The following is a 24,117-nucleotide window of genomic DNA, read 5'->3' on the forward strand; positions in this document are numbered from 1 at the left end:
AACCTGAATGTCAAGCCGAGCGGTTCATGATGCGTTCGGCTATGCCCCCCTACCTTGCGCCATCTTTCCGCTCACCAGCCAGTTTCCGGTGAGCCGGCGCAGTCCCCACGATCGGTACTGATCGTTTCTTTTGGGGCTGCCCACGGGGCGGCCCCGATGGCCGCCTCCCCATGACGCCAAGTCGTCCCCCGCCTCCTGCCGCCCCGCGGCCGGAACCGGAGGGTGCGGCCCATACGGAGCAAGGAGTTAGTTATATGAAACTGGCCTGGATTCTCTGGCTGTCGCAGTTGCTGCCTCAGCCGGCCGCTGATTCACTGTGTTTGAGCACCACCGTCTACCTGGAAGCCCGCGACCAGACCCTGCGCGGCCAGCAGGCCGTTGCCGAGGTTGCCCTGCGCCGTCTCGACAGTGGCCTGTGGGGCGACTCGATGTGCCAAGTGGTCACCGCGCGCAAGCAGTTCGCACCGACCATCGTCTCCCCCGGCACCCAGCTGGGCAATGACGCGGCGTGGAGCGAAGCGATGAACGTGGCCTTCGACGCCGAGCGCAACTGGGCGCTGCCGGCCGGCGAACGCCGCGAGATCGTGCCCGGTGCCAGCCACTTCGCCGCGCTGTCCATCGCCAGCCCGAACTGGCGCAACGCCTACCAGGTGGCGACCATCGGCGATCACACCTTCTACAAGGTGCAGAACCTCAAGCCGCGGCAGTCGTAACGATCCGTGCTGGCGGCAGCGTTGCCGGCCGCCGCCGGGCTCTGGGATAGTGGGCGTTTCCCGCCCGCATCACCTGGAGTTCCCATGAAGCTGTACAGCAAGCCCGGTGCCTGTTCCACCGCCGACCACATCGCCCTGCAGTGGACCGGCCAGCCGTTCGAAGTTGAACTGCTGAACAAGGACACCCTGAAGGGTCCGGAATTCCTCAAGATCAACCCGGCCGGTGCCGTTCCCGCACTGGTCGACGGCGACTTCGTGCTGCTGCAGAACGCCGCGATCATGGGCTACATCGCCGACAGCTTCCCGCAGGCCGGCCTCGGCGGTGATGGCAGTCCGCGCCAGCGCGCCGAAGCCACCCGCTGGCTGGCCTTCGTCAATTCCGACGTGCACCCGGCCTTCTCGCCGCTGTTCGCGCCGGGCAAGTTCATCGCCGACGAGAGCCAGTTCGATGCGATCCGCGCCGCCGCGCACAAGCGCCTGCGTGGCCTGTTCGAGACCGCCGACAGGCAGCTGGCCGACAAGCCCTGGCTGGCCGGCTTCCGCAGCTTCGCCGACCCGTACTTCTACATCACCCTGCGCTGGGCCGCCGGTACCAAGGTTGATCTGTCCGGCCTGGACAACCTGGCCGCCTACAGGGCACGCATGGACGCCGATGCCGGCGTGCAGGCCGCGCTGAAGGCCGAAGGCCTGGCCTGAGGATGACCCGGGGGTCAGGGCCGTTTGCGTGTCGAACGGATCTGACCCCGCTGGTTGCCAAACGCGGGGTCGGATCCGCCTGTACCGCAGGCGGCTCTGACCCCATCCGTTGCATCCTCACACTCAGCCGATCTGGCGGATCACTTCGCCCTTGGCATCGCGCAGATAGGTCGGCACCACGTCGATGCGCAGCGCCTCCGTCAACGGGTAGATGCCACGTTCGGCACGCACGCCGGCCAGGGCCCGCAGCCCCGCCTCGCTCAGCGCCCAGCGCGCGCTGTCCGCCGACAGTTCGCCCACGTCGCCATGCCCGGCTGGAATGAACGCCCATTGCCGCTCGCGACTGACCAGTTCCAGCGACTTTCCGTGGCGCAGGCGCAGCGGCAGCAGTTCGCACACGCTGGCGACCTGGCCCGCGCCGAGCACCAGCGTGGTGACGCCCGCCTCCTGCCGCCAGTCCAACGTCTCGACGAACAGCATGCCGGTGCTGGAGCCCTCGCGCTCGCTGCCGGCCCTCACCCGTTCGGCCAATGCCGGATCTTCCAGCAGGTTGCCGCGATGCAGGTCGCTGATCCACAGCGGCATCGCCGGCTGCAGTGCCTGCAGCACGCCACGCGTCGACCAGCGCTTGACCGCCTCCATCTCCTCATCGGTCAGCCCGACCAGCTGCAGGAACTGCAGGTGGCCATTGGCGGTGTCGCGTGCCGGCAACTGCGGGTCGGCAATGAAGGCCAAGTGGCACAACCGCGTGTCGGTCTCCAGTGCGATCGGGCCGTTCGCATTCAGATGGTGGCCATCCTCGAACACGTTGCCGCTGCCGAACACATAGCGCGCCAGGTTCTGCAGCAGGTTCATCGGCCACACCGGCGGCGTGCTGTCGGCGTTCTCAGCGGCTTCGGCAGCAAGACGGAACGTCAGCTCGAAACCATAGCCGCTGGCGGCAGCATCACTGCTCTCCTTGGCATACAGCTCGGAGAAACCGTAGGTGATGTAGTGCCAATGCGGAACCGGCGCATCCGCCCAGTACACGCTGATGCCATCCAGCGGATCCTGGCCGCCGAGCGTGTAGGGAAGCGCGGTGCCGTAGTGTCGCGGCTCCTGCCCGGCATACAGCGGCGCCAGCGCCGCATTGATCGCGTCCCAGCCGGGGGTGTCGGTGTCATCGTGGTCGTCCTGCACGCGGGACTCCTTGTGGGAAAGTGAACCGATCACTTTACGCGGTGGCTCAGGCCTGCACGACCTCTTTGCCAGCGTTTACTACGGCGGACTGGGTTTCCTGCCACCAGCGCTGGGCCAGCGCCGGGCTGCGCGCCTTGCCCACCGCCGCCAGCAGTTCCGGGCAAAGGCGTTCCAGCGCCAGCGCATCGGTGCAGCGTTCGATCTTCAACTGCATGAAGTAGCCCTTCAGCCCCAGATGGCGCCGCACCGCCTCGCTCATCGCGTCGTACAACTGCTGGTACAGCGCCGGGTCCTGTTCGCGGCCGGTGCTGATGCCACGCGCCGGAGCGGCCTCTACGCTCCCGCCGATCACCTCGATCAGTCCCTGTGCGGCCAGCTGCTCCAGTGCATCCGGAGGTGCGCGCAGGCCATCGAACAGGCCACGCAGTTCGGTGTCATCGCGATGGCCATCAACCATCAGCAGGATTGAACGCAGTGCCGCCGGCAGGCGCCGGCCACGGTCTTCGATTTCCTGACGGCCAGCCGCCGTCTTGGCGTGCAGCAATGCCATTGCCTCCCCCTCCCTCGATGCGCAATGCCGGCGCGCCCTGGCGGGCACGCTCCCCTGCAACCGAGCTTAGCGCACCGGTTGCAGGGAGGAAGCTGCGGTGCAGCAACGGCCTCCCCTGTAGAGCCGAGCCCATGCTCGGCTGCTTTGGCAAGGCATGCGGAGCCGAGTATCGGCTCGGTTCTACAGAAGCAGGTCAGCGGCCCAGCGCGCGGCGGATTTCCTCCAGCGCGCTGGGATCATCCAGCGTCGACAGGTCGCCCGGGTCACGCTGCTCGGCCAACGCCTGCAACGAGCGCCGCAGCAGCTTGCCCGAACGGGTCTTGGGCAGCGCGTTGACCACGTGCACATGCGCCGGGCGCGCGACCGCACCAAGCGAAGTCGTCACTGTCGCCATCATCTCGGCCACCACCGGCGCCGGATCCTCGCCCTCAAGCCCCTGCTTGAGGGTGACGAACACCAGCGGCACCTGCCCCTTCAGCTCGTCCTTGACCCCGATCACGGCAGCCTCGGCCACGCGCGGGTGGCTGGAGATGGCCTCCTCGATCTCGCGCGTACCCAGACGATGCCCGGCCACGTTGATCACATCGTCGGTACGGCCGAGGATGAAGGTATAGCCATCGTCATCGCGGATCGCCCAGTCCAGCGAGCTGTACAGCAGTTCCTTGAAGTGGCTGAAGTAGCTCTGCAGGAAACGGCTGTCGTCGTTCCACACCGTGCTCATGCAACCCGGCGGCAAGGGCGGCGACACCACCAGCACGCCCTTCTGCCCCGGCGCCACTTCCTCGCCGGTGTTCTCGTCGATCACCTTCATCCGATAGCCGAGATTGGGGAAGCCCGGTGAACCGAAGCGGACCGGCTTCATCTCCAGGCCCGGCAGCAGGGTCAGTGCCGGCCAGCCGGTTTCGGTCTGCCAGTAGTTGTCGATGATCGGCTTGCCCAGCGCTTCGCTGATCCAGTGCGCGGTGGGTTCGTCCAGCGGCTCGCCGGCCAGGAACAGGTACTTCAGGGCGCGCAGGTCGTGGCGATGGATGAAGTCCGCGTCGTGCTTCTTCAGCACGCGGATGGCGGTGGGTGAGGAGAACATGGTGCGCACGTTGTACTGTTCGCACAGCGCCCACCAGATACCCGGGTCCGGATTCGTCGGCAGCCCCTCGTACAGCAACGAGGTGCAGCCACCGATCAGCGGGCCGTACACGTTGTACGAGTGGCCCACCGCCCAGCCGACGTCGGAAGTGGAGAACATCACCTGGCCCGGCTTGCAGTCGAACACGGTCTCCATCGACTGCGCCATCGCCACCGCATAACCACCGACATCGCGCTGCACGCCCTTCGGCTTGCCGGTGGTGCCGGAGGTGTACAGCAGGTAGCTCGGCTCGCTCGCTTCCAGCCACTGCACCGGCACGTCGACTTCACCGACCTGAGCACGCAGCGTGGCGTAGTCCACGTCGCGACCCGGCACGCGGGGTTCGGCGGCATCCAGCCCGCGCGAGACGATCAGCACGTGTGGCGGAGGCGACGCCGCTTCGGCGCAGGCCGCGTCAACCATCGGCTTGTATGGAATCAGCTTGCCACCGCGCATGCCGGCATCCGCTGCGATCAGCAACTTCGGCTTCGCATCGTCGATGCGCAGCGCCAGGTTGTGCGCGGCGAAGCCACCGAACACCACCGAGTGCACCGCACCGATGCGCGCGCAGGCCAGCATCGCGAACACGGCTTCGGCCATGTTCGGCATGTAGATCACCACGCGGTCACCGTGGCCGACGCCGAGATGCTTGAGCACGGCGGCGAAGTCGTTCACTTCGCGATACAGCTGGCGATAGGTGATCTCGCGGGTGCTGTTGGTTTCGGTGGAAATCGCAACCAGCGCGAGCTGGTCGGCGCGCGTTGCCAGGTGGCGGTCGACGGCGTTGTAGCAGAGATTGGTTTCACCACCGACGAACCAGCGCCGGAACGGCGGGTTGCTGTAATCGAGCACCTGCTGCGGCGGTTTGTGCCAATGGATGCGCTTGGCTTCCTCGCCCCAGAACGCCTCCGGCTCGTCGATCGAGCGACGGTAGGTTTCCTCGTAGTTCATGACGCAGCCCTCCCAGACAAAGTCATGGGTTCGAGGATAGTCCGGCGCTGGCGCGCGGGCCGCCCTACCTTGGTAGGGGGTGGGGTTTGTTGTGCAGGGCTTGCAGCCCTGCACCTCGGTACGCGCCATCGCATGCGCGCTGCCGCTCCCACGCTTCGCTGCGCGAACCGCGGGCCCCACTTACCAACACCCAAACCCCCGCCGCTTCGCGGCCGCTCCCTGACTCAGGGGGCTCTGCCCCAGACACGATCCGACGCCCGCCATGCCGGATCTGACCCCGGATGTATTTCGATATCTGACAGATTCCATCCACGCATAGCATGTTCCATCCACGCATAGCATGGATCCATCAGATCGCGGGAATCTATCAGAGGCGGGACGGTGTCGGAGTACGGGGTGTCAGCCGCATGGGCCCGAGGCATGCCTCGGGCGGGTTGGGCAGGACGCCCAACCCCGGTCTTGCCGTGTGCGCAGGAAAGCGCACACGAGCAAGCGGCTGCCAAGCCTACACGGACGTACTTGCGGCGTCCCCGCACTCCGACACCGTCCCGCCAACCCACGGATAGCCCGCTTTTGACGTTGACGTTGATTCTGCGGGTGCAGGGCTGCAAGCCCTGCCGGCCCCCTAGAACGGAGTCGCGGACTCGAACGCGAGTGTTTCGCCCGTCACCGGATGGGTGAACCGCAGGCTGCGCGCATGCAGGTGCACGCGTTGCGCCGGTGCCGCGCCATACAGGACATCACCGACGATGGGATGGCCGAGGCTGGCCGTGTGCAGGCGCAGCTGATGGCTGCGGCCGGTGATCGGTTCCAGCTCCACGCGGGTACGCTGCGCTTCCACCTCACGCGCCATTACGCGCCAGCGCGTCAGCGCCGGCTTGCCGCGTTCCTGATCGACCCTCTGCTTCGGCCGGTTCGGCCAGTCCACGATCAACGGCAGGTCCACTTCACCGGAATCACCCTCGAGCAGCCCCTGCACCACCGCTTCATACCGCTTGCCAACCCGGCGCTGCTCGAACTGCATCGACAACGCCGCCTGCATGTCCTTGCCACGCGCATGCAGCAGCAGCCCGGAAGTCACCTGGTCCAGGCGGTGCACGGTCAACGCATCCGGGTACAGCGCCTGCAGGCGCGCGACGACGCAGTCCTGGTTCTCGGCGCTGCGGCCGGGCACGGACAGCAGGCCGGCGGGCTTTTCAGCCACCAGCAGCGCGTCGTCGATGTAGTGCAGGTGGATCATGCGGTTCCAGGAATTCCAAATGAGAACGGGGAAGCCGAAGCCTCCCCGTCTTCTGCGGTGAGCGTACCGACCAACGGTCGGTACCCACCATCGCGGTGGAGGTACCGGCCGTGGCCGGTACCGCCTGCATCAGCCCAGCAGGTGGGCGACGCCGGCGCGCTCTTCTTCCAGCTCGGCCAGGGTCTTGTCGATGTACTTCTGGCTGAAGTCGTCGATCGGCAGATCCTTGACCAGGGTGTACTTGCCGTTCTCGGTGGTCACCGCGAAACCGAAGATCACGCCTTCCGGAATGCCGTAGGAACCGTCGGACGGCACGCCCATGGTGACCCACTTGCCGTTGCTGCCCAGCACCCAGTCACGCACGTGGTCGATGGCGGCATTGGCGGCCGAAGCGGCCGAGGACGAGCCACGGGCTTCGATGATCGCCGCGCCGCGCTTGCCGACGGTCGGGATGAACGTGTTGGCGTTCCACTCCTGGTCGTTGATCGCATCGGCGATCGAGGCGCCGTCGGCGGTGGCGAAACGGTAGTCCGGGTACATGGTCGGGCTGTGGTTGCCCCACACCACCAGCTTCTCCATGCCACCGACCGGCTTGCCCAGCTTGGCCGACAGCTGGCTCAGCGCGCGGTTGTGGTCCAGGCGCAGCATGGCGGTGAAGTTCTCCGGCTTCAGGTCCGGAGCCGACTTCATCGCGATGTAGGCATTGGTGTTGGCCGGGTTGCCGACCACCAGCACCTTCACGTCACGGCTGGCGACCTTGTTCAGCGCGGCGCCCTGGGCGGTGAAGATCTTGGCGTTCTCCAGCAGCAGGTCCTTGCGCTCCATGCCCGGGCCACGCGGACGTGCGCCGACCAGCAGGGCGATGTCGGCGTCCTTGAACGCGACTTCGGCGTCATCGGTGCCAACCATGCCGGCCAGCAGCGGGAACGCGCAGTCTTCCAGCTCCATCATCACGCCCTTCAGGGCGGCCTGGGCCTTGTCGACCGGCAGTTCCAGCAGCTGCAGGATGACCGGCTGGTCCTTGCCCAGCATTTCGCCGGAGGCGATGCGGAACAGCAGGGCATAACCGATCTGGCCGGCGGCGCCGGTCACGGCAACACGAACGGGTGCTTTCATGGGGGTTTCCTCTTGCTTGCAAGCGTTTGATGGGGCGCCGCGGGCATGGCCACGCAGGCCGGGCGGGCGGCGGGGAACAGGGAAACGGCCACCCGTGGGTGGCCGTTTCGAAAGGGGGTCAGGCGGCGAGGTGCTTGTTCCACTCCGCGACGCGGTCGGCCTGGGCGGCCAGCACGGCGTCGACGTCGCCTTCCAGGGTGATCGAATGGATCACGTCGCCCTGCTTGACCGAATCGACGATGGCCTGGCCTTCCAGGACCTTGCCGAAGACGGTGTGGCGGCCGTCCAGCCAATCGGTCTTGATGTGGGTGATGAAGAACTGGCTGCCGTTGGTGTTCGGGCCGGCGTTGGCCATCGACAGCGAGCCGACCTCGTGCTTCACGCCATTCTTCTCGTCTTCGAACTTGTAGCCCGGGCCGCCGGTGCCACGACCCTGCGGGCAGCCGCCCTGGATCATGAAGTCGGCGATCACGCGGTGGAAGATCAGGCCGTCATAGAAGCCGTGCTTGACCAGGTTCACGAAGTTGGCCACGGTCAGCGGCGCCTTGTCGGCGAACAGCTCGACCTTGATCGGGCCCTGGGTGGTGTCGAAAGTGGCGATGAGGGACATGAAGATCCTTGGTGCAAAGGGGAATGCGTCTAGCCACCTAGTTTACACCTGCCTCGTGGCGGCGGTGCCTTCGACCATCGGTGGAGCCCCCGCCTTCAGCCAGGGGAAGGTGAGCCGAGGGGCCGTCCTGGCGACCTCGGCCGAAGCGGTGGACAGCCAGCTGAATGGGCCGTTTGGCCGGCGTGAAATCCATCTTTTCGCGAATCGTCAAGTTCGACGTATAATGTTGGACTTCTTTTTCCAAATCCGGCGCCGACTGGCCCCCTTTCGTATGTCCATCGAAAATCTTCGCAACATCGCCATCGTCGCCCACGTCGACCATGGCAAGACCACCCTGGTCGACCAGCTGCTGAAGCAGTCCGGCACCCTGTCCGAGCGCACCGTCCTCGCCGAGCGCGTGATGGACAGCAACGACCAGGAAAAGGAACGCGGCATCACCATCCTGGCCAAGAACACCGCCATCACCTGGGAAGACAAGAAGACCGGCATCAAGAACCGGATCAACATCGTCGACACCCCCGGCCACGCCGACTTCGGCGGTGAGGTCGAGCGCGTGCTGTCGATGGTCGACACCGTGCTGATCCTGGTCGATGCGATGGACGGCCCGATGCCGCAGACCCGCTTCGTGACCCAGAAGGCCTTCGCGATGGGCTTCAAGCCGATCGTCGTGGTCAACAAGGTCGACCGTCCGGGCGCCCGTCCGGAGTGGGTGATCGACCAGGTCTTCGACCTGTTCGACAAGCTCGGTGCCACCAACGAGCAGCTGGACTTCCCGATCGTCTACGCCTCGGGCCTTAACGGCTACGCGGGCCTGGAAGACACCGTGCGCGACGGCGACATGACCCCGCTGTACGAAGCGATCATGCAGCACGCGCCGAAGCCGGAAGTGGACCCGGAAGGCCCGTTCCAGATGCGCATCAGCCAGCTGGACTACAACAACTTCGTGGGCGTGATCGGCATCGGCCGCATCCAGCGCGGCACCCTGAAGAAGAACATGCAGGTCGCGGTCATCGACCGTGAAGGCAAGAAGCGCAACGGCAAGGTGCTGCAGGTGCTGGGCTTCATGGGCCTGGAGCGCATCGAGCAGGATTCGGCCGAGGCCGGCGACATCGTGGCCATCTCCGGCATCCAGGAGCTGACCATCTCCGACACCATCTGCGCACCGGACTTCCCGGAAGCCCTGCCTGCGCTGACCGTCGACGAGCCGACCATCTCGATGACCTTCCAGGTGAACAATTCGCCGTTCGCCGGCAACAAGGACCTGTCCGGTGGCAAGTTCCTGACCAGCCGCCAGATCAAGGACCGCCTGGACCGTGAAAAGGTCCACAACGTGGCCCTGAAGGTCGAGCAGCTGGAAGACGCCGACAAGTTCCTGGTCTCCGGCCGTGGCGAACTGCACCTGTCGGTGCTGATCGAGAACATGCGCCGCGAAGGCTACGAGCTGGCCGTGTCGCGCCCGGAAGTGATCATCAAGGAAATCGACGGCCAGCTGATGGAGCCGATCGAGCAGCTGGTGGTGGACATCGAGGAAGTGCACCAGGGCGGCGTGATGGAAAAGCTGGGCACCCGCAAGGGCCAGTTGAAGAACATGGAATCGGACGGCAAGGGCCGCGTGCGCCTGGAGTACCAGATCCCGGCCCGTGGCCTGATCGGCTTCCAGAACGAGTTCAAGACCCTGACCCAGGGTTCGGGCCTGCTGTTCCATGTGTTCGACCACTACGGCCCGAAGGAACAGGGCGCCATCGCCAAGCGCATCAACGGCGTGATGATCGCCAATGCGCCGGGCGTCACCCCGGCCTACTCGCTGGGCCCGCTGCAGGAACGCGGCAAGCTCTTCGCTGCCGAAGGCGACAACGTGTATGAAGGTCAGCTGGTCGGCATCCACTCCAAGGACAACGACCTGACCGTCAACGCGATCAAGACCAAGCCGCTGACCAACATGCGCGCTTCCGGCAAGGACGACGCGATCCAGCTGACCCCGGCGATCAAGTACTCGCTGGAACAGGCCTTGGACTTCATCGAAGACGACGAGCTGGTCGAGATCACCCCGAAGGAGATCCGCCTGCGCAAGAAGTTCCTGACTGAGAGCGACCGCAAGAAGGCTTCGCGCGGCGGCTGAGCCAGCACCCCGTGAACCAGAGCGGCTACAACCCGGATCCACACCGGCATCCGGGTCTGCACGTCATCGCCCTGCTCGAAGCGAGCAAGGCGATGCTGGCGCTGTTGGCCGCCACCGGGCTGGAAGTGCTCGGACCGCAGCCGCTTCGGCACGGCATCATGGTCCTGATCCGGCGTTTCAGCCTGGATCCGGACCATGGCACCCTGCCCTCGCTGCTGCATATGATCAACCCCGACGCGGTCCACCTGGCCGCGGCAGGGATGATCGGCTACGGCCTGCTGCACCTGGTCGAAGCCTGGGGCCTGTGGCGGGCCAAGGCCTGGGCCTCCTGGCTGGGCTGCCTGACTGCCTCGCTGTACCTGCCCTTCGACATCTTCGCGATCATCCGCCACCCCGGCTGGCCGTCGTGGACGATCCTGGCGATCAACCTGATCGTGGTCTACGTTCTCGCCCGCGACCTGCGCAAGCGCCACCGCTGACCACCGGCTACACTGGGGATTGGAGCCGACCAAGCCGCCCCATGCGCCCGTCCTTGCCGCCTCTGCTGACCTGCCTGCTCGCCGCGCTGCCTGCGCTGCTTTCGGCTGGCTGCAGCCCGGCCACGCCCAGCGCGCATGCGGCCGAACCTGCGAGCCGCAACGTGCCGTTCCCGTACGCTGAAACCGATGTTGCCGACCTGCAGGCGCGGATGACCGCCGGTGAACTGGACAGCACCACCCTGACCCAGGCCTACCTGCAGCGCATCGCCGCCCTGGATCGGGCCGGGCCCCGCCTGCGCGCGGTGATCGAGCTCAACCCCGATGCCCTGAAGGAAGCCGCGGCGCGCGACCGCGAGCGCCGCGATGGACGCCTGCGGGGCCCGCTGCACGGCATCCCGGTACTGCTGAAGGACAACATCAACGCTGCGCCGATGGCCACCAGTGCCGGCTCTCTGGCCCTGCAGGGGTTCCGCCCTGACGATGCGTATCTGGTGCGGCGCCTGCGCGAGGCCGGGGCCGTGGTGCTGGGCAAGACCAATCTCAGCGAATGGGCCAATTTCCGCGGCAACGATTCGGTGTCCGGCTGGAGCGCGCGCGGTGGCCAGACCCGCAATCCCTATCGCCTCAGCCACTCGCCTTGCGGCTCCAGCAGCGGCAGCGCGGTAGCGGTCGCCGCCAACCTGGCCAGCGTGGCGATCGGCACCGAAACCGACGGCAGCATCGTCTGCCCTGCGGCGATCAATGGCATCGTCGGCCTCAAGCCGACCGTTGGCCTGGTCAGCCGCGATGGGATCATCCCGATTTCCTTCAGCCAGGACACTGCGGGGCCGATGACACGCAGCGTCGCCGACGCTGCCGCCGTACTGACCGCAATTGCCGGCCGCGATGATGCCGACCCGGCCACCGCAACCATGCCCGGCCGTGCGGTGTACGACTACACCGCGCGGCTGGATCCGCAGGGACTGCGTGGCAAGCGCATCGGCCTGCTGCAGACGCCGCTGCTGAAATACCGCGGCATGCCGCCACTGATCGAACACGCCGCCACCGAGCTGCGTCGGGCCGGTGCCGTCCTGGTGCCGGTGGAGCTGCCCAACCAGGGCGCCTGGGCCGACGCCGAACGCAAGGTGCTGCTGTACGAGTTCAAGGCCGGGCTGGAGCGTTACTTCAGCGCCCACCGCGCTCCCCTGCACAGCCTGGCCGAATTGATCGCCTTCAACCAGGCGCACAGCAAGCAGGAACTGGGCCTGTTCGGCCAGGAACTGCTGGTGGAAGCCGACGCTACCGCCGGCCTGGCTGACCCCGCCTATATCCGCGCACGCAGCGATGCGCGCAGGTTGGCGGGCCCGGAAGGCATCGATGCCGCCCTCGCCGCCCACCAGCTCGACGCCCTGGTCGCGCCGACCACCGGCGTTGCGTGGCCGATCCGCAGCGAAGGCGACGACTTCCCCGGCGAGAGCTACAGTGCCGCCGCCGTCGCCGGCTATCCCAGCCTCAGCGTGCCGATGGGCCAGATCGATGGCCTGCCGGTCGGCCTGCTGTTCATGGGCACCGCCTGGAGCGAGCCGAAGCTGATCGAGATGGCCTACGCCTACGAGCAGCGCACGCGCGCACGGCGCCCGCCGCACTTCGATACCGACACGCTGATCGACGCCGGCGAGCCGTGATCGTGTTTCTGTAGAGCCGAGCCCACGCTCGGCTTCAACGGAAAATCGAAAGCAGCCGAGCATGGCTCGGCTCTACAGCGGCTGGTCGGGCTCCGCTGGCACGATTGCCGCCTCACCGTCTTCAGCCCCCGGCGAACGCACATCTGCAGTACGTGCACGTGGACCACGCGGCATGTCCAGCTCGTCAGCATGCTGCAGCCGCGCACGCAGCTGCGGCAGCGACTGCGGATGCTCACGCGCGAGGAAATCGAGCATGCGCTCGCGTACCAGGCAACGCAGGTCGAACGCGTCGCCGGAGCTGCGCGCACTCACCAGCAGCCGCACCTGGATCGCACGCTCGCTGGTTTCGGTCACCTGGGTCACGCAGACCCGGCCATCCCACAATGCCTCGCCCTGGCAGATGCGCTCCAGCTCGGCGCGGATCGCCGCGATCGGGGCACGATAGTCCAGCCACAGAAACGCCGTACCGAGCAGATCGGCGCTGCGCCGGGTCCAGTTCTGGAAGGGGTTCTCGATGAACCAGGTCAGCGGCACCACCATCCTCCGCTCGTCCCAGATACGTACCACCACGTAGCTGCTGCCGATCTCCTCGATGCGTCCCCACTCGCCCTCGACGATCACTACATCGTCCAGTCGGATCGGCTGGGTCACTGCAATCTGCAGGCCGGCGATCAGGTTGCCGAACACCGGCTTTGCGGCGATACCGGCCACCAGGCCGATGAGGCCCGCCGAGGCCAGCAGCGCGGTGCCGATCTTCTGCACCATGGGAAAGGTCAACAGCACCAGCGAAGCACCCAGCACGATGATGCCGCCCATCAGCACACGGCTGAGCACCCGCGTCTGGGTCTGGATGCGGCGCGCTTCCAGATTATCGGAGACATCGATGGGATGGCTGCGCAGGATGGCCCGCTCACCCGCTGCCACTGCGCGTACCAGCAGCCAGATGAAGCAGGCGGTCAGTGCGATATGCAGCACCCGTTGCAGGTTGCCCAGAAGGGGATCCTGCAGCGGCGTGGCCTGCAGTGCAGGGATCAACAGCAGCAGCGGCCATGCGGTGGCCATTGGCAGCCCGAGCACACGCCCGATGCGCGCGCGCCGCCGATCACGCCCTTTCAGCCGGTGGTAGATCCACAGGATCAGCCACGCGCCGATGCCACCCACTACTGCTGCCAATCCCAACGGCCATGCGTAGGCCTGTGCGCTTTGCCAGTGCACCGTTGCCACCTCCACTCGAACAGCCAAGCAGACAGCCTCGCGCATGGGGCATGAGCGTCACGTCAGCCGTTCGTAAGCAGGGTGTTGGTGGGCAGGGCTTGCAGCCCTGCACCTGCCCAGAAGCCGAAGCGACAGCAACGGCAACAGCAACAGCCGAAGCAGAAGCGGGTTTCCTGTGGGATGGCGGGGTGGGTCCGGTTGCGGGGGGCGCTGCAAGTACCCCTCCGGGGCCCGGCCCAGCCGTTGGCGGCTGCGCGTTCGGGCGCTTGCGAAGCAGTGCTTCGCAAGCGAAGCGCCCTCACCCATGTAAGCTCGGTCGCCGCATCCATGCGGCTCACGCCCCCGCAACCGGACCCACCCCGCCTTCGACAGTTCCCGCGGCTGTTGGTGGGTGCCGACCGTTGGTCGGCACGGGGTCAGATCCCGTTGCTGCGCAACGGGCTCCTACCCCATTTTCAATATTGATATCTGACAGAAAAATCGTGTCGACCCAAGTCGACACCTACCAACAGCCGCCATTACCAGTGGATCCACGCCATGCGTGGATGATTCATTCGATATCTGACAGATGTGCCGACCAACGGTCGGCACCCACCAACAGCGCACGACATCTGTCAGAGGCGGGGCGGTGTGGGTGGGCAGGACCGTTGGCGCCATGGATGGGTTTACGGCGTGTCCTGACCACCCACGCCACCCCGCCACCCCACGGAATGCCGCTTCGGCTTTTGCCGTTGCCGTTGCCGTTGATTGCAGCAGGTGCAGGGCTGCAAGCCCTGCCGAAAACCCCTTACCGCACTTGCTCCTGCTTGCGCACGATCGCCATCGCGATCTCCAGCGACTGCTCGTAGTTCAACCGCGGGTCCACCGTTGAACGATACGCGCGCTCCAGGTCGCGCTCGGTCAGTTCGCGCGCGCCGCCGATGCACTCGGTCACGTCCTCGCCGGTCAGTTCCAGATGCACACCGCCCAGGCGCGTACCGGCGGCCGCATGCAGATCGAATGACATCTCCACCTCGCCACGCACGTTGTCGAAGCGGCGTGTCTTGAAACCGTTGGCGGTGCTTTCGGTATTGCCATGCATCGCATCGCACACCCACAGCACGCGGCGACCATCACGCTTGACCGCGTCCAGCAGCGGCGGCAGTTTCTCTGCGATCTGCGTTGCGCCCATCCGGTGGATGAAGCTCAGGCGGCCCGGCTCGTCATGTGGGTTGAGCACATCGATCAGGCGCAGCAGCTGGTCCGGCGTCACCGACGGGCCCACCTTGATCGCAATCGGATTGCGCACGCCACGCAGGTACTCCACGTGCGCGCCATCGAGCGCGGCCGTGCGCATGCCGATCCACGGGTAATGCGTGCTCAGGTTCAACCAGCCCTGCTGGCGCGGCACCTGGCGGGTCAACGCCTGCTCGTAGGGCAGCAGCAGCGCTTCGTGCGACGTGTAGAAGTCGATGCGGTTGAGGTTGTGCACGCGGGCCCCGGCCAGGGTCTCCATGAAGTGCACCGCATCGCCGATCGAGGCCACCATCTTCTGGTACTCGGCCGCCAGCGGCGAGTGGCTTACCCACTCCAGGTTCCAGTATTCGGGGTGGTGCAGGTCGGCGAAACCGCCGTCGATCAGCGCACGCACGAAGTTCATCGTCATCGCCGAATGCGCGTGGGCCTGCAGCATCCGCTTCGGGTCCGGCAGGCGCGCCGCTTCGGTGAACGCCGGTGCGTTGATCACATCACCGCGGTAGCTGGGCAGGGTCACGCCGTCGCGGGTCTCGGTGTCGGCCGAGCGCGGCTTGGCGTACTGGCCAGCGAAGCGGCCCACGCGGATCACCGGCTGGCGCAGGCCGTGCACCAGCACCAGGCTCATCTGCAGCAGTACCTTCAGGCGGTTGGAGATGGTGCCCGATTCGCAGTCGCTGAAGTTCTCGGCGCAGTCGCCGCCCTGCAGCAGGAAGCGCTTGCCTTCCTGGGCCTCGGCCAGCTGCTGCTTCAACGCCAGGATCTCCCACGAGGTGACCAGCGGCGGCAGCCGCTTCAGCTCGTGCAGAGCGGCGTCCAATGCCACCGGGTCCGGATAGGTCGGCATCTGCAGCGCGGTCTTGCCACGCCAGCTCTCCGGCGACCAGGCAGCGCCAGCGGTGGTCGCGGCGGGATCGGAGACGGGCGGAACGGCGGACAGGCTCATTGCAGACTTCCGGGGTGGGGGGCGGTCATGGTCGCAGAGCCAGCCGCCGACGCAAAGGCCCATCCCCGCCGCCCCGGCCACCTGAACGGCAGGGAAAGGCCAACGCCAGCAGCCAGATCCAGCATGGCCAGCCGCACGGGACAGGCGCATGATCTGTTACGGAGTAACACTTCCACGTCATGGACCGGCCCCTTCCACACCCAGCCGCCCCCTCTCTCACCATGAAGCCCTCACCCCTCGCTACCGGCATTGCCTTCGCCCTGGCCTTGGCCAGCCTGCCCGCCTTCGCCGCAACGACCGACGACACCTCTTCCTCCGTCAAGGATCTGGACGCAGTCACCGTCCACGCCCAGCTCGACCAGGCCCGCAACGCGCTGTCGCCGGACATCGGCAGCAGCCAGTACCAGATCACCGCCGAGGACATCCAGAAGCAGCCGCTGGGTGCCTCCGCGCCGCTCAGCCAGGTACTGCTGCAGGCCCCGGGCGTGGTCCAGGATTCCTATGGCGGCGTGCACGTGCGCGGCGACCACGCCAATCTGCAGTACCGCATCAATGGCGTGCTGCTGCCCGAATCGATCTCCGGCTTCGGCCAGACACTGGATGCACGCACCATCAAGAGCATCCGCCTGATGGATGGCGCGCTGCCGGCGCAGTTCGGCGAGCGCACCGCTGCAGTGGTCGACATCAGCACCCGCAATGGCGCCGAGCTCGGCAATGGCGGCAGCGCCGGTCTGACCGCAGGCTCGTTCGGCAAGATCAATCCGAATGCCTCGTGGTGGGGCAACCAGGGGCGATGGAGCTGGTTCCTGACCGGCAACTACGACCAGAACGAGGTTGGCCTGGAGAACCCGACCCGCTCGCGCAAGCCGCTGCACGACGACACCCACCAGGGCAAAGCGTTCGCTGACCTCACCTACCTGGTCAACGAGAACACGCGCCTGAGCGTGTTCGCCGGCTTCGCCAACAATCGCTTCCAGATCCCGGTCAACCCCGGGCAGACCCCGCAGTTCGGTTACCTGGACACCACCACCTTCGACTCCAGCCAGCTGGATGAAACCCAGCGCGAGACCACCCGCTTCGGCATGCTGGTGCTGCAGGGCGCGCTGGGCAGCACCGCCTACCAACTGTCTGCCGGGCAGCGCTACAGCGATGTGGCGTTCAACCCGGATGTCATCGGCGACCTGGTATTCAGTGGCGTCGCCTCGCAGGTGCAGCGCAGCAACCGCGCCAACACGCTGCAGGCCGATTTCTCCACCCCACTGGGCAGCGACCACACGCTGCGCTATGGCCTGTATGGCAACTACGAGAACGCGCGGGCCAGCAACAGCAGCTGGGTGTTCCCGGTCGATGACGCCGGCCAGCAGTCCAGCACCACGCCGCTGCTGATACCTGACCACAGTGCCTTCCATGCCAGCACGCAGGCGTTGTACGTGCAGGATGAATGGAAGATCGGCGACGACTGGACCGTCAACTACGGCCTGCGCGGAGATCGCTACAAGGCCATTGGCCACACCGAGGGCCAGCTCAGCCCCCGCGTGGGCGTGGCCTGGAATGCCAGCGACAGCACCACCGTGCATGCCGGCTATTCGCGCTACTTCACGCCACCGGCCAGTGAGCTGATCGCCAGCAGCGATATCGCGCTGTACGACGGCACCACCAACCAGCAGCCGAGCGGCGGCAACAACACGCCACTGGCCGAGCGCAGCGACTACTACGACATCGGCGTGTCGCAGCAGGTGGGCGAACACCTGACCCTGGGCCTGGATGCCTATGACCGACGCGTCGCACGCCTGCAGGACGAAGGCCAGTTCGGTGCCGCCTACATCTATTCGACGTTCAACTACCGCCGCGGCCATATCCATGGCCTGGAGTTCAGTGCCGACTACAGCGACGGTCCGTTCAGCGCCTACGTCAACGCGGCGTTCAACAAGGCCATCGGTACCCAGGTCATCACCGGCCAGTACAACCTCGATCCGGACGCGCTGGCCTATGTGGCCAACCATTGGATCCACCTCGACCACGACCAGAAGCTGACCTCATCGGGCGGCTTCAGCTACGCCTTCGCCGGCCACAACCGGGTCGGCGCCAACTACGTGTTCGGTAGCGGCCTGCGTTCGGACATCGAGGGCGTGCCCAACGGCGGCGAGCTGCCGTCCTACCTGCAGGTGAACCTCAGCGCCGGGCATGACTTCAATGCCGACAGCGGCCATCCGCTGCATGTGCAGCTGGCGGTCATCAATGCATTGGACCGCAGCTACCAACTGCGCGATGGCGGTGGCGTCGGCGTGTTCGCCCCGCAGTGGGGACCGCGCCGTGGCGCCTACCTGAGCCTGCAGCAGGATTTCTGAGGACGCCAGGGTGCCTGGGGTCGGACCCCCTTTCCGCAGGAGAGGGCTCCGACCCCGCCTTAGTTCAGCGCTTGACCTTGCGCAGCGACACCACCAGCGCCCACAGCGCCAGCAGCACGAACCACACGCCCGACCACATCGGCATGGTCAGGCCCAGGAACGTCCAGTCGATATTGCCGCAGTTGCCGGTACCGGTCAGCACCGTGCGGAACACTTCCAGCGGCCCCATGGTCTCGCGCAGGAAGCTCAGCGGCGGGCCGCAGGTCGCCCCCATCTCCGGTGGCAGCATCTGCACGTAGACGTGGCGCGCAGCGATGCCTACGCCGACCGCGGCGGCAATGAAGGCGAGCACGCCGTAGGTTGCCCGGCCAGGACGGTTGCAGGGCCCGTGCAGTGCACCGATCAGGAACAGCAGGCCCAGCGCGGCGAACGCCAGCCGCTGGAAGATGCACAGCGGACACGGCTCCAGGCCCATCTTCAGCTGCAGGAAGATCGCGTAGCCCAGCAGGCCCGCGCAGATCAGGAAGCCCAGAAGGAACTGGGCGCGGAAGGGCCAGCGCAGTGGATTCATCGTCAACGCTCGAATGGATCAAGGCGCCAAGCGTAACCGAGAGTGCGCGCCATTCGAACCGCCACAGGTGACGCCTGTCGGAACGGTGCGGGTCAGATCCCGCAGAAACGCAAAAGCCCGGCAGAGGCCGGGCTTTCGCTGTGTCGCGTTGGAGCGGTCCGATTACTCGGCCACTTCCTCGGCCACGACCGGACGGTCAACCAGCTCGACGTAGGCCATCGGCGCGTTGTCGCCAGCGCGGAAGCCGCACTTCAGCAGGCGCAGGTAGCCGCCCGGACGGTTCGCGTAGCGCGGGCCCAGGATGGTGAACAGGTTGCCCACGGCTTCGTTGTCGCGCAGGCGGGCGAAGGCCAGACGGCGGTTGGCGACGGAGTCGACCTTGGCCAGGGTGATCAGCGGCTCGGCAACGCGGCGCAGTTCCTTGGCCTTCGGCAGGGTGGTCTTGATCAGCTCGTGCTTGAACAGCGAGGCGGCCATGTTCTTGAACATCGCTTCGCGGTGGGCGCTGGTGCGGCTGAACTTACGGCCAGACTTCTGGTGACGCATGGTGATATTCCTTGGTTAATGATGAGGCTGTGCGGATCGTTGTCGCCATCCTGGCGTTGCTGCGCGGACTGCGGATGGTCCTGGCCGCCCGTCCTGGACGACCTGCCCGCGAACCTGGGGTTCGTCGTGGCATGTTGTGTTGCGTTGAAGGCCCCACCGCGAACGGTGGAGCCTTCAGGCATTGCCGATATCAGCCCAGCATGCCGTGGCTGGCGACGCCGGCCGGCGGCCAGTTCTCCAGCTTCATGCCGAGCGACAGGCCGCGCTGAGCCAGCACTTCCTTGATCTCGGTGAGCGACTTCTTGCCCAGGTTCGGGGTCTTCAGCAGCTCCACTTCGGTCTTCTGGATCAGATCGCCGATGTAGTAGATGCTTTCAGCCTTCAGGCAGTTGGCCGAACGCACGGTCAGCTCCAGATCGTCGATCGGGCGCAGCAGCACCGGATCCACGCCGTTGTTGGCCGGCTTGGCCGCACCGCGGTCGCGGTGGGTGAAGTCACCGAACACCGACAGCTGGTCGCTGAGGATGTCGGCGGCGGTGCGCACGGCTTCCTCGGCGTCGATGGTGCCGTTGGTCTCGATATCGATGACCAGCTTGTCCAGGTCGGTGCGCTGTTCGACACGCGCCGCTTCCACGGCATAGGCGACACGGCGGACCGGCGAGAACGAGGCATCCAGGACCAGGCGGCCGATGGCACGGGTTTCTTCGTCCGGACGACGACGCGCGGCAGCCGGCTGGTAGCCGAAACCACGTTCGATCTTCAGACGCATGTTGATTGCCGTGTCCTTGGTCAGGTGGCAGATCACATGGTCGCCGTTCAGGATCTCCACATTGTGGTCGACCTTGATGTCGGCAGCGGTGACAACGCCCGGGCCCTGCTTGGACAGGGACAGGGTGGCGCTGTCGCCGGAGTGCATACGGATGGCCACGTCCTTCAGGTTGAGCAGGACTTCGAGCACGTCCTCCTGCAGACCTTCGACCGTGGTGTACTCATGCAACACGCCGTCGATTTCGACTTCCGTGATGGCGAAGCCCGGGATGGACGACAGCAGCACGCGACGCAGGGCGTTGCCCAGCGTATGCCCGTAACCCCGCTCCAAAGGTTCGATAACGACCTTTGCACGGGTGTCGGTAAGGCGTTCGATCTGCGGACCGCGAGGACGCAGAACCTGGTTGGCGGTAACCGTCATGTTGCGGGTTCTCCTAGTGAACCCCCGGCCGTCGCCGGGGGCTCTCCAATGTGAATTACTTCGAATACAGCTCGACGATCAGCGCTTCGTTGATGTCCGCAGGCAGATCCGAACGATCCGGAACAGCCTTGAAGATGCCGGTGAACTTGCCGGAATCCACTTCAACCCACGACGGGCTCAGGTCATGCTGGGCGGCGACGGTCAGGGCTTCCTGGACGCGCAGCTGCTTGGCAGCCTTTTCGGACAGAGCGATGGCGTCGCCAGCCTTGACCTGGTACGAAGCCAGGTTGACCGACTTGCCATTCACGGTGACGCCGCGGTGCGACACCAGCTGACGGGCAGCCGGACGGGTCACGGCGAAGCCCATGCGGTAGACGACGTTGTCCAGGCGGGTTTCCAGCAGCTGCAGCAGGTTCTCGCCGGTGTTGCCCTTCTTGGTCGAGGCCTTCTTGTAGTAGTTGCGGAACTGACGCTCCAGCAGGCCGTAGATACGCTTGACCTTCTGCTTTTCACGCAGCTGGGTGGCGTAGTCGGACAGCTTGCCCTTGCGGGCAGTGGCGCCGTGCTGGCCGGGCTTCTGCTCCAGCTTGCACTTGGAGTCCAGCGCACGCGCCGGGCTCTTCAGGGACAGGTCGGCGCCTTCGCGGCGGGCGAGCTTACAGGTAGGACCGATATAACGAGCCATTTCTTATCGCTCCCTTTAGACGCGACGCTTCTTCGGCGGACGGCACCCGTTGTGCGGGATGGGCGTCACGTCGATGATGTTGGTGATCTTGTAGCCGACGTTGTTCAGCGAACGCACGGCCGACTCACGGCCCGGACCCGGGCCCTTGATGCGGACTTCCAGCGACTTCACGCCGTAGTCCAGCGCAGCACGACCGGCCTTTTCAGCAGCCACCTGGGCAGCGAACGGGGTCGACTTGCGCGAACCGCGGAAGCCAGCGCCACCGGAGGTCGCCCACGACAGAGCATTGCCCTGGCGATCGGTGATGGTGACGATGGTGTTGTTGAACGAAGCGTGGACGTGGGCAACGCCGTCGGTGACGACGCGCTTGATCTTCTTCTTGGTCTTAGCAGCGGGCTTAGCCATTTCTCAGTCCCTTACTTCTTGATCGCCTTGCGCGGACCCTTGCGGGTGCGGGCGTTGGTACGGGTGCGCTGGCCACGCAGCGGGAGGCCACGACGGTGACGCAGGCCGCGGTAGCAGCCCAGGTCCATCAGGCGCTTGATCGCGATGCCGATCTCACGGCGCAGATCGCCTTCCACGATGTACTTGCCGACTTCGGCGCGCAGGCGCTCGATTTCCGGCTCCGACAGATCGCGGATCTTGGTGGTCGAAGCAACGCCTGCGACTTCGCAGACCTTCTTCGAACGGGTACGGCCGATGCCGTAAATGCTTTGCAACCCGACCCAGACGTGCTTCTGGGCTGGCAGGTTGACGCCTGCAATACGCGCCATGACGCGGTTCTCCAGCTGAGTGATGGCCGACAGCGCGCCTCGGGCACGCCAATCCGGCAGGATGGATCAAAAAAGTGAACTAGCGATACTAACAAGGTTCCGGTTTACATGGAAGCCCGTGAAACCATTGGTTTCATGAACCCGGCCTGGGGAGTGTGCCCAGGCTCCGGCGCCGGATGGGGTTGGACCTGGGGTTTCCCCCGGGGCCGCCCGCGCTACTCCAGCGCGGGACCACCTCATCACACCCCCACCCGGAACCGCTGCGGGGGCCGCCCTTCGTTTGTGTGGCCGGAGTCCGCGAAGCGGAGGGACCATCACGTCAGGAAGACGAAAGTATAACAGGCCTGTCAGCCGCGGGCAAAACCGCCGCGGTTGCCGCCCTTCAGGTTGGCCTTCTTCAGCAGGCTCTCGTACTGGTGGGACATCAGGTGTGCCTGCACCTGGGCGATGAAGTCCATCACCACCACCACCACGATCAGCAGCGACGTGCCACCGAAGTAGAACGAGGCATTCAGCTGCGTGCGCATCAGTTCGGGCAGCAGGCAGACGATCACCAGGTAGGCCGAGCCGGCCGCGGTCAGGCGGGTCAGCACGCCGTCGATGTAGTCGGCGGTGGCCTTGCCCGGACGGATGCCCGGAATCAAAGCGCCCGACTTCTTCAGGTTGTCGGCGGTTTCCTGCGAATTGAACACCAGCGCGGTATAGAAGAACGCGAAACCGGTGATCAGCGCAGCGAACACGATCATGTGCAGCGGTTCGCCCGGGCCCAGGGCATTGGCGACCTTCTGCAGGACCTGGCCGAAGCTGCTCTGGTTGGCAGCTTGGCCGGACCACATGGCCAGGGTGGCCGGGAAGGCCAGCAGGCTCGAGGCGAAGATCGCCGGGATGACGCCGGCCATGTTGAGCTTCAGCGGCAGGAACGAGGTCTGGTTCATGTACGCGTTGCGACCGCCCTGGCGGCGCGCGTAATTGACCGTGATCCGGCGCTGGCCGCGCTCCACGAACACCACGAAGAAGGTGAAGGCGAGCACGACGACGGCGATCAGCAGGAGCTGGATGAACTGGATGTTACCGTCGCGGTAGGCGTCGAAGGTGTGGATGACCGCACCCGGCAGGCCGGCGACGATACCGGCGAAGATGATCAGCGACACGCCGTTGCCGATACCGCGTTCGGTGACCTGCTCACCGACCCACATCAGGAACATGGTGCCGGCAGTCAGTGCGACCACCGCGGTGAGCACGAAGCCCATGCCGGGGGCGTACACGACCGGAGCGCCCGACGGCGAAACCTGCCCCTGCAGGGCCAGCGCGATCGAACCGCCCTGAACCACTGCCAGCAGCACGGCGCCGATGCGCGAATACTGGGTGATCTTGCGGCGGCCGGACTCGCCCTCCTTCTGCATCGCCTTCAGGGCGGGGAAGATGTGCACGGCCAGCTGCATCACGATCGATGCCGAGATGTACGGCATCACGTTCAGCGCAAAGATGCTGAAACGGTGCAGGGCGCCGCCCGAGAACATGTTGAACATGTCCACGATGCCGCCGCCCTGCTGTTGCATCATGGCAAGCATGGCATCGGGATTGACGCCCGGCACCGGCACGTAGCAGCCGATGCGATAGACGATCAAAGCCCCGACGACGAACAGCAAACGTTGGCGAAGTTCAGTGAACTTGCCCATTCCGCCCGCGAGGTTACCGATGCCAGCTTGCGCCATGATTTTCTTACTCCGTTACGCTGCCGCCGGCAGCTTCGATCGCAGCCTTGGCACCAGCCGTGGCAGCAATACCCTTCAGGGTGAACGCCTTGGTCACTTCGCCCTTGACGACGACCTTGGCCTTCTTGGCAGTGCTCGGGACCAGCTTGGCAGCACGCAGGGCGGCGAAGTCGATCTCACCGGCCGGCAGCTTGTCCAGCGCGTACAGCAGCACTTCAGCGGTGTCCTTGGCGATCGGCGAACGGAAGCCGATCTTCGGCAGACGACGCTGCATGGGGGTCTGGCCGCCTTCGAAGCCAGCCTTGATCTTGCCGCCACCCTTGCGGGCGAACGAACCCTTGTGGCCGCGGCCGGCAGTCTTGCCCAGGCCCGAGCCGATACCGCGGCCGACGCGGGTGCGCTCGGTGCGGGCGCCCGGTGCCGGGCTCAGTTCATTGAGACGCAGAGTCATGGTCG

At 65.9% G+C, this 24,117-nt stretch carries 22 protein-coding genes; 6 read left to right on the forward strand and 16 right to left on the reverse strand.

The window, feature by feature from the left end:
• Positions 1 to 254: 254 nt before the first annotated feature.
• Both AC2A1N_RS17795 and AC2A1N_RS17800 read left to right on the forward strand, forming a co-directional pair.
• Positions 255 to 713 (forward strand): cell wall hydrolase, encoded by a 459-nt coding sequence (locus tag AC2A1N_RS17795; RefSeq protein ID WP_004154513.1) that lies wholly within the window; start codon positions 255 to 257, stop codon positions 711 to 713.
• Positions 714 to 797: 84 nt separating this feature from the next.
• Complete coding sequence (locus AC2A1N_RS17800) at positions 798 to 1,409, forward strand: glutathione S-transferase N-terminal domain-containing protein (protein WP_061480597.1); 612 nt, start codon at positions 798 to 800, stop codon at positions 1,407 to 1,409.
• A gap of 123 nt (positions 1,410 to 1,532) precedes the next feature.
• Here the strand turns inward: AC2A1N_RS17800 and AC2A1N_RS17805 are convergent, their stop codons facing one another.
• The 6 genes from AC2A1N_RS17805 to AC2A1N_RS17830 form a co-directional block, all read right to left on the reverse strand.
• Positions 1,533 to 2,588: a suppressor of fused domain protein gene (locus AC2A1N_RS17805; protein ID WP_061480596.1), complete on the reverse strand. Its 1,056-nt coding sequence runs from the start codon at positions 2,586 to 2,588 to the stop codon at positions 1,533 to 1,535.
• Positions 2,589 to 2,634: 46 nt separating this feature from the next.
• Complete coding sequence (locus tag AC2A1N_RS17810; RefSeq protein WP_005415431.1) at positions 2,635 to 3,138, reverse strand: hypothetical protein; 504 nt, start codon at positions 3,136 to 3,138, stop codon at positions 2,635 to 2,637.
• A 193-nt stretch (positions 3,139 to 3,331) separates the two neighbouring features.
• Positions 3,332 to 5,212 (reverse strand): propionate--CoA ligase, encoded by a 1,881-nt coding sequence (prpE, locus tag AC2A1N_RS17815; protein ID WP_061480595.1) that lies wholly within the window; start codon positions 5,210 to 5,212, stop codon positions 3,332 to 3,334.
• A gap of 625 nt (positions 5,213 to 5,837) precedes the next feature.
• Positions 5,838 to 6,452, reverse strand: a complete 615-nt coding sequence (locus tag AC2A1N_RS17820; RefSeq protein ID WP_061480551.1) for an RluA family pseudouridine synthase — start codon at positions 6,450 to 6,452, stop codon at positions 5,838 to 5,840.
• A gap of 129 nt (positions 6,453 to 6,581) precedes the next feature.
• On the reverse strand, positions 6,582 to 7,568 hold the full coding sequence (locus AC2A1N_RS17825) for a malate dehydrogenase (RefSeq protein ID WP_005415428.1): 987 nt from the start codon (positions 7,566 to 7,568) through the stop codon (positions 6,582 to 6,584).
• 118 nt (positions 7,569 to 7,686) lie between these two features.
• Positions 7,687 to 8,178, reverse strand: a complete 492-nt coding sequence (locus AC2A1N_RS17830; protein ID WP_005408225.1) for a peptidylprolyl isomerase — start codon at positions 8,176 to 8,178, stop codon at positions 7,687 to 7,689.
• Positions 8,179 to 8,449: 271 nt separating this feature from the next.
• Here AC2A1N_RS17830 and typA point away from each other — a divergent pair, with 271 nt between their 5' ends.
• The 3 genes from typA to AC2A1N_RS17845 are packed head-to-tail and all read left to right on the forward strand — an operon-like array spanning position 8,450 to position 12,440.
• Positions 8,450 to 10,297 (forward strand): translational GTPase TypA, encoded by a 1,848-nt coding sequence (typA, locus tag AC2A1N_RS17835; RefSeq protein ID WP_061480552.1) that lies wholly within the window; start codon positions 8,450 to 8,452, stop codon positions 10,295 to 10,297.
• Positions 10,298 to 10,308: 11 nt separating this feature from the next.
• Positions 10,309 to 10,776 (forward strand): DUF2127 domain-containing protein, encoded by a 468-nt coding sequence (locus AC2A1N_RS17840; protein ID WP_061480553.1) that lies wholly within the window; start codon positions 10,309 to 10,311, stop codon positions 10,774 to 10,776.
• Between the two features lie 41 nt (positions 10,777 to 10,817).
• Positions 10,818 to 12,440, forward strand: a complete 1,623-nt coding sequence (locus AC2A1N_RS17845) for an amidase (protein WP_061480554.1) — start codon at positions 10,818 to 10,820, stop codon at positions 12,438 to 12,440.
• A gap of 72 nt (positions 12,441 to 12,512) precedes the next feature.
• Here the strand turns inward: AC2A1N_RS17845 and AC2A1N_RS17850 are convergent, their stop codons facing one another.
• Together AC2A1N_RS17850 and AC2A1N_RS17855 are read right to left on the reverse strand one after the other, a co-directional pair.
• Entirely contained in the window at positions 12,513 to 13,700 is a 1,188-nt protein-coding gene (locus AC2A1N_RS17850) for a mechanosensitive ion channel family protein (protein WP_342668052.1), read from the reverse strand.
• A gap of 742 nt (positions 13,701 to 14,442) precedes the next feature.
• Positions 14,443 to 15,834 carry a class II 3-deoxy-7-phosphoheptulonate synthase gene (locus tag AC2A1N_RS17855; protein WP_061480555.1) on the reverse strand — a complete coding sequence of 464 codons (1,392 nt, stop codon included), beginning with the start codon at positions 15,832 to 15,834 and terminating at the stop codon, positions 14,443 to 14,445.
• A gap of 221 nt (positions 15,835 to 16,055) precedes the next feature.
• Between AC2A1N_RS17855 and AC2A1N_RS17860 the strand changes: the two genes are divergently transcribed.
• Entirely contained in the window at positions 16,056 to 18,182 is a 2,127-nt protein-coding gene (locus tag AC2A1N_RS17860; RefSeq protein ID WP_484373046.1) for a TonB-dependent receptor, read from the forward strand.
• A gap of 64 nt (positions 18,183 to 18,246) precedes the next feature.
• Here AC2A1N_RS17860 and AC2A1N_RS17865 read toward each other — a convergent pair whose 3' ends face one another.
• The 8 genes from AC2A1N_RS17865 to rplO all read right to left on the reverse strand — a co-directional run bounded on the left by AC2A1N_RS17865 (position 18,247) and on the right by rplO (position 24,112).
• Positions 18,247 to 18,753: a disulfide bond formation protein B gene (locus tag AC2A1N_RS17865; RefSeq protein WP_061480557.1), complete on the reverse strand. Its 507-nt coding sequence runs from the start codon at positions 18,751 to 18,753 to the stop codon at positions 18,247 to 18,249.
• 162 nt (positions 18,754 to 18,915) lie between these two features.
• On the reverse strand, positions 18,916 to 19,299 hold the full coding sequence (gene rplQ / locus AC2A1N_RS17870) for a 50S ribosomal protein L17 (RefSeq protein ID WP_005408217.1): 384 nt from the start codon (positions 19,297 to 19,299) through the stop codon (positions 18,916 to 18,918).
• Positions 19,300 to 19,489: 190 nt separating this feature from the next.
• Complete coding sequence (locus tag AC2A1N_RS17875) at positions 19,490 to 20,488, reverse strand: DNA-directed RNA polymerase subunit alpha (RefSeq protein WP_005408216.1); 999 nt, start codon at positions 20,486 to 20,488, stop codon at positions 19,490 to 19,492.
• A 55-nt stretch (positions 20,489 to 20,543) separates the two neighbouring features.
• Positions 20,544 to 21,173 carry a 30S ribosomal protein S4 gene (gene rpsD, locus AC2A1N_RS17880; protein WP_004145446.1) on the reverse strand — a complete coding sequence of 210 codons (630 nt, stop codon included), beginning with the start codon at positions 21,171 to 21,173 and terminating at the stop codon, positions 20,544 to 20,546.
• Between the two features lie 15 nt (positions 21,174 to 21,188).
• On the reverse strand, positions 21,189 to 21,578 hold the full coding sequence (gene rpsK, locus AC2A1N_RS17885) for a 30S ribosomal protein S11 (RefSeq protein ID WP_004145443.1): 390 nt from the start codon (positions 21,576 to 21,578) through the stop codon (positions 21,189 to 21,191).
• 11 nt (positions 21,579 to 21,589) lie between these two features.
• A complete protein-coding gene (rpsM, locus tag AC2A1N_RS17890; protein WP_004154500.1) occupies positions 21,590 to 21,946 on the reverse strand; it encodes a 30S ribosomal protein S13 in 357 nt (118 codons plus the stop codon).
• Between the two features lie 347 nt (positions 21,947 to 22,293).
• Positions 22,294 to 23,661, reverse strand: coding sequence for a preprotein translocase subunit SecY (gene secY / locus AC2A1N_RS17895; protein ID WP_061480558.1), 1,368 nt, complete (start codon positions 23,659 to 23,661; stop codon positions 22,294 to 22,296).
• A 7-nt stretch (positions 23,662 to 23,668) separates the two neighbouring features.
• Entirely contained in the window at positions 23,669 to 24,112 is a 444-nt protein-coding gene (rplO, locus tag AC2A1N_RS17900; RefSeq protein ID WP_004154498.1) for a 50S ribosomal protein L15, read from the reverse strand.
• Between the last annotated feature and the right edge of the window lie 5 nt (positions 24,113 to 24,117).

This window comes from Stenotrophomonas maltophilia group sp. SKK55 (assembly GCF_057179845.1).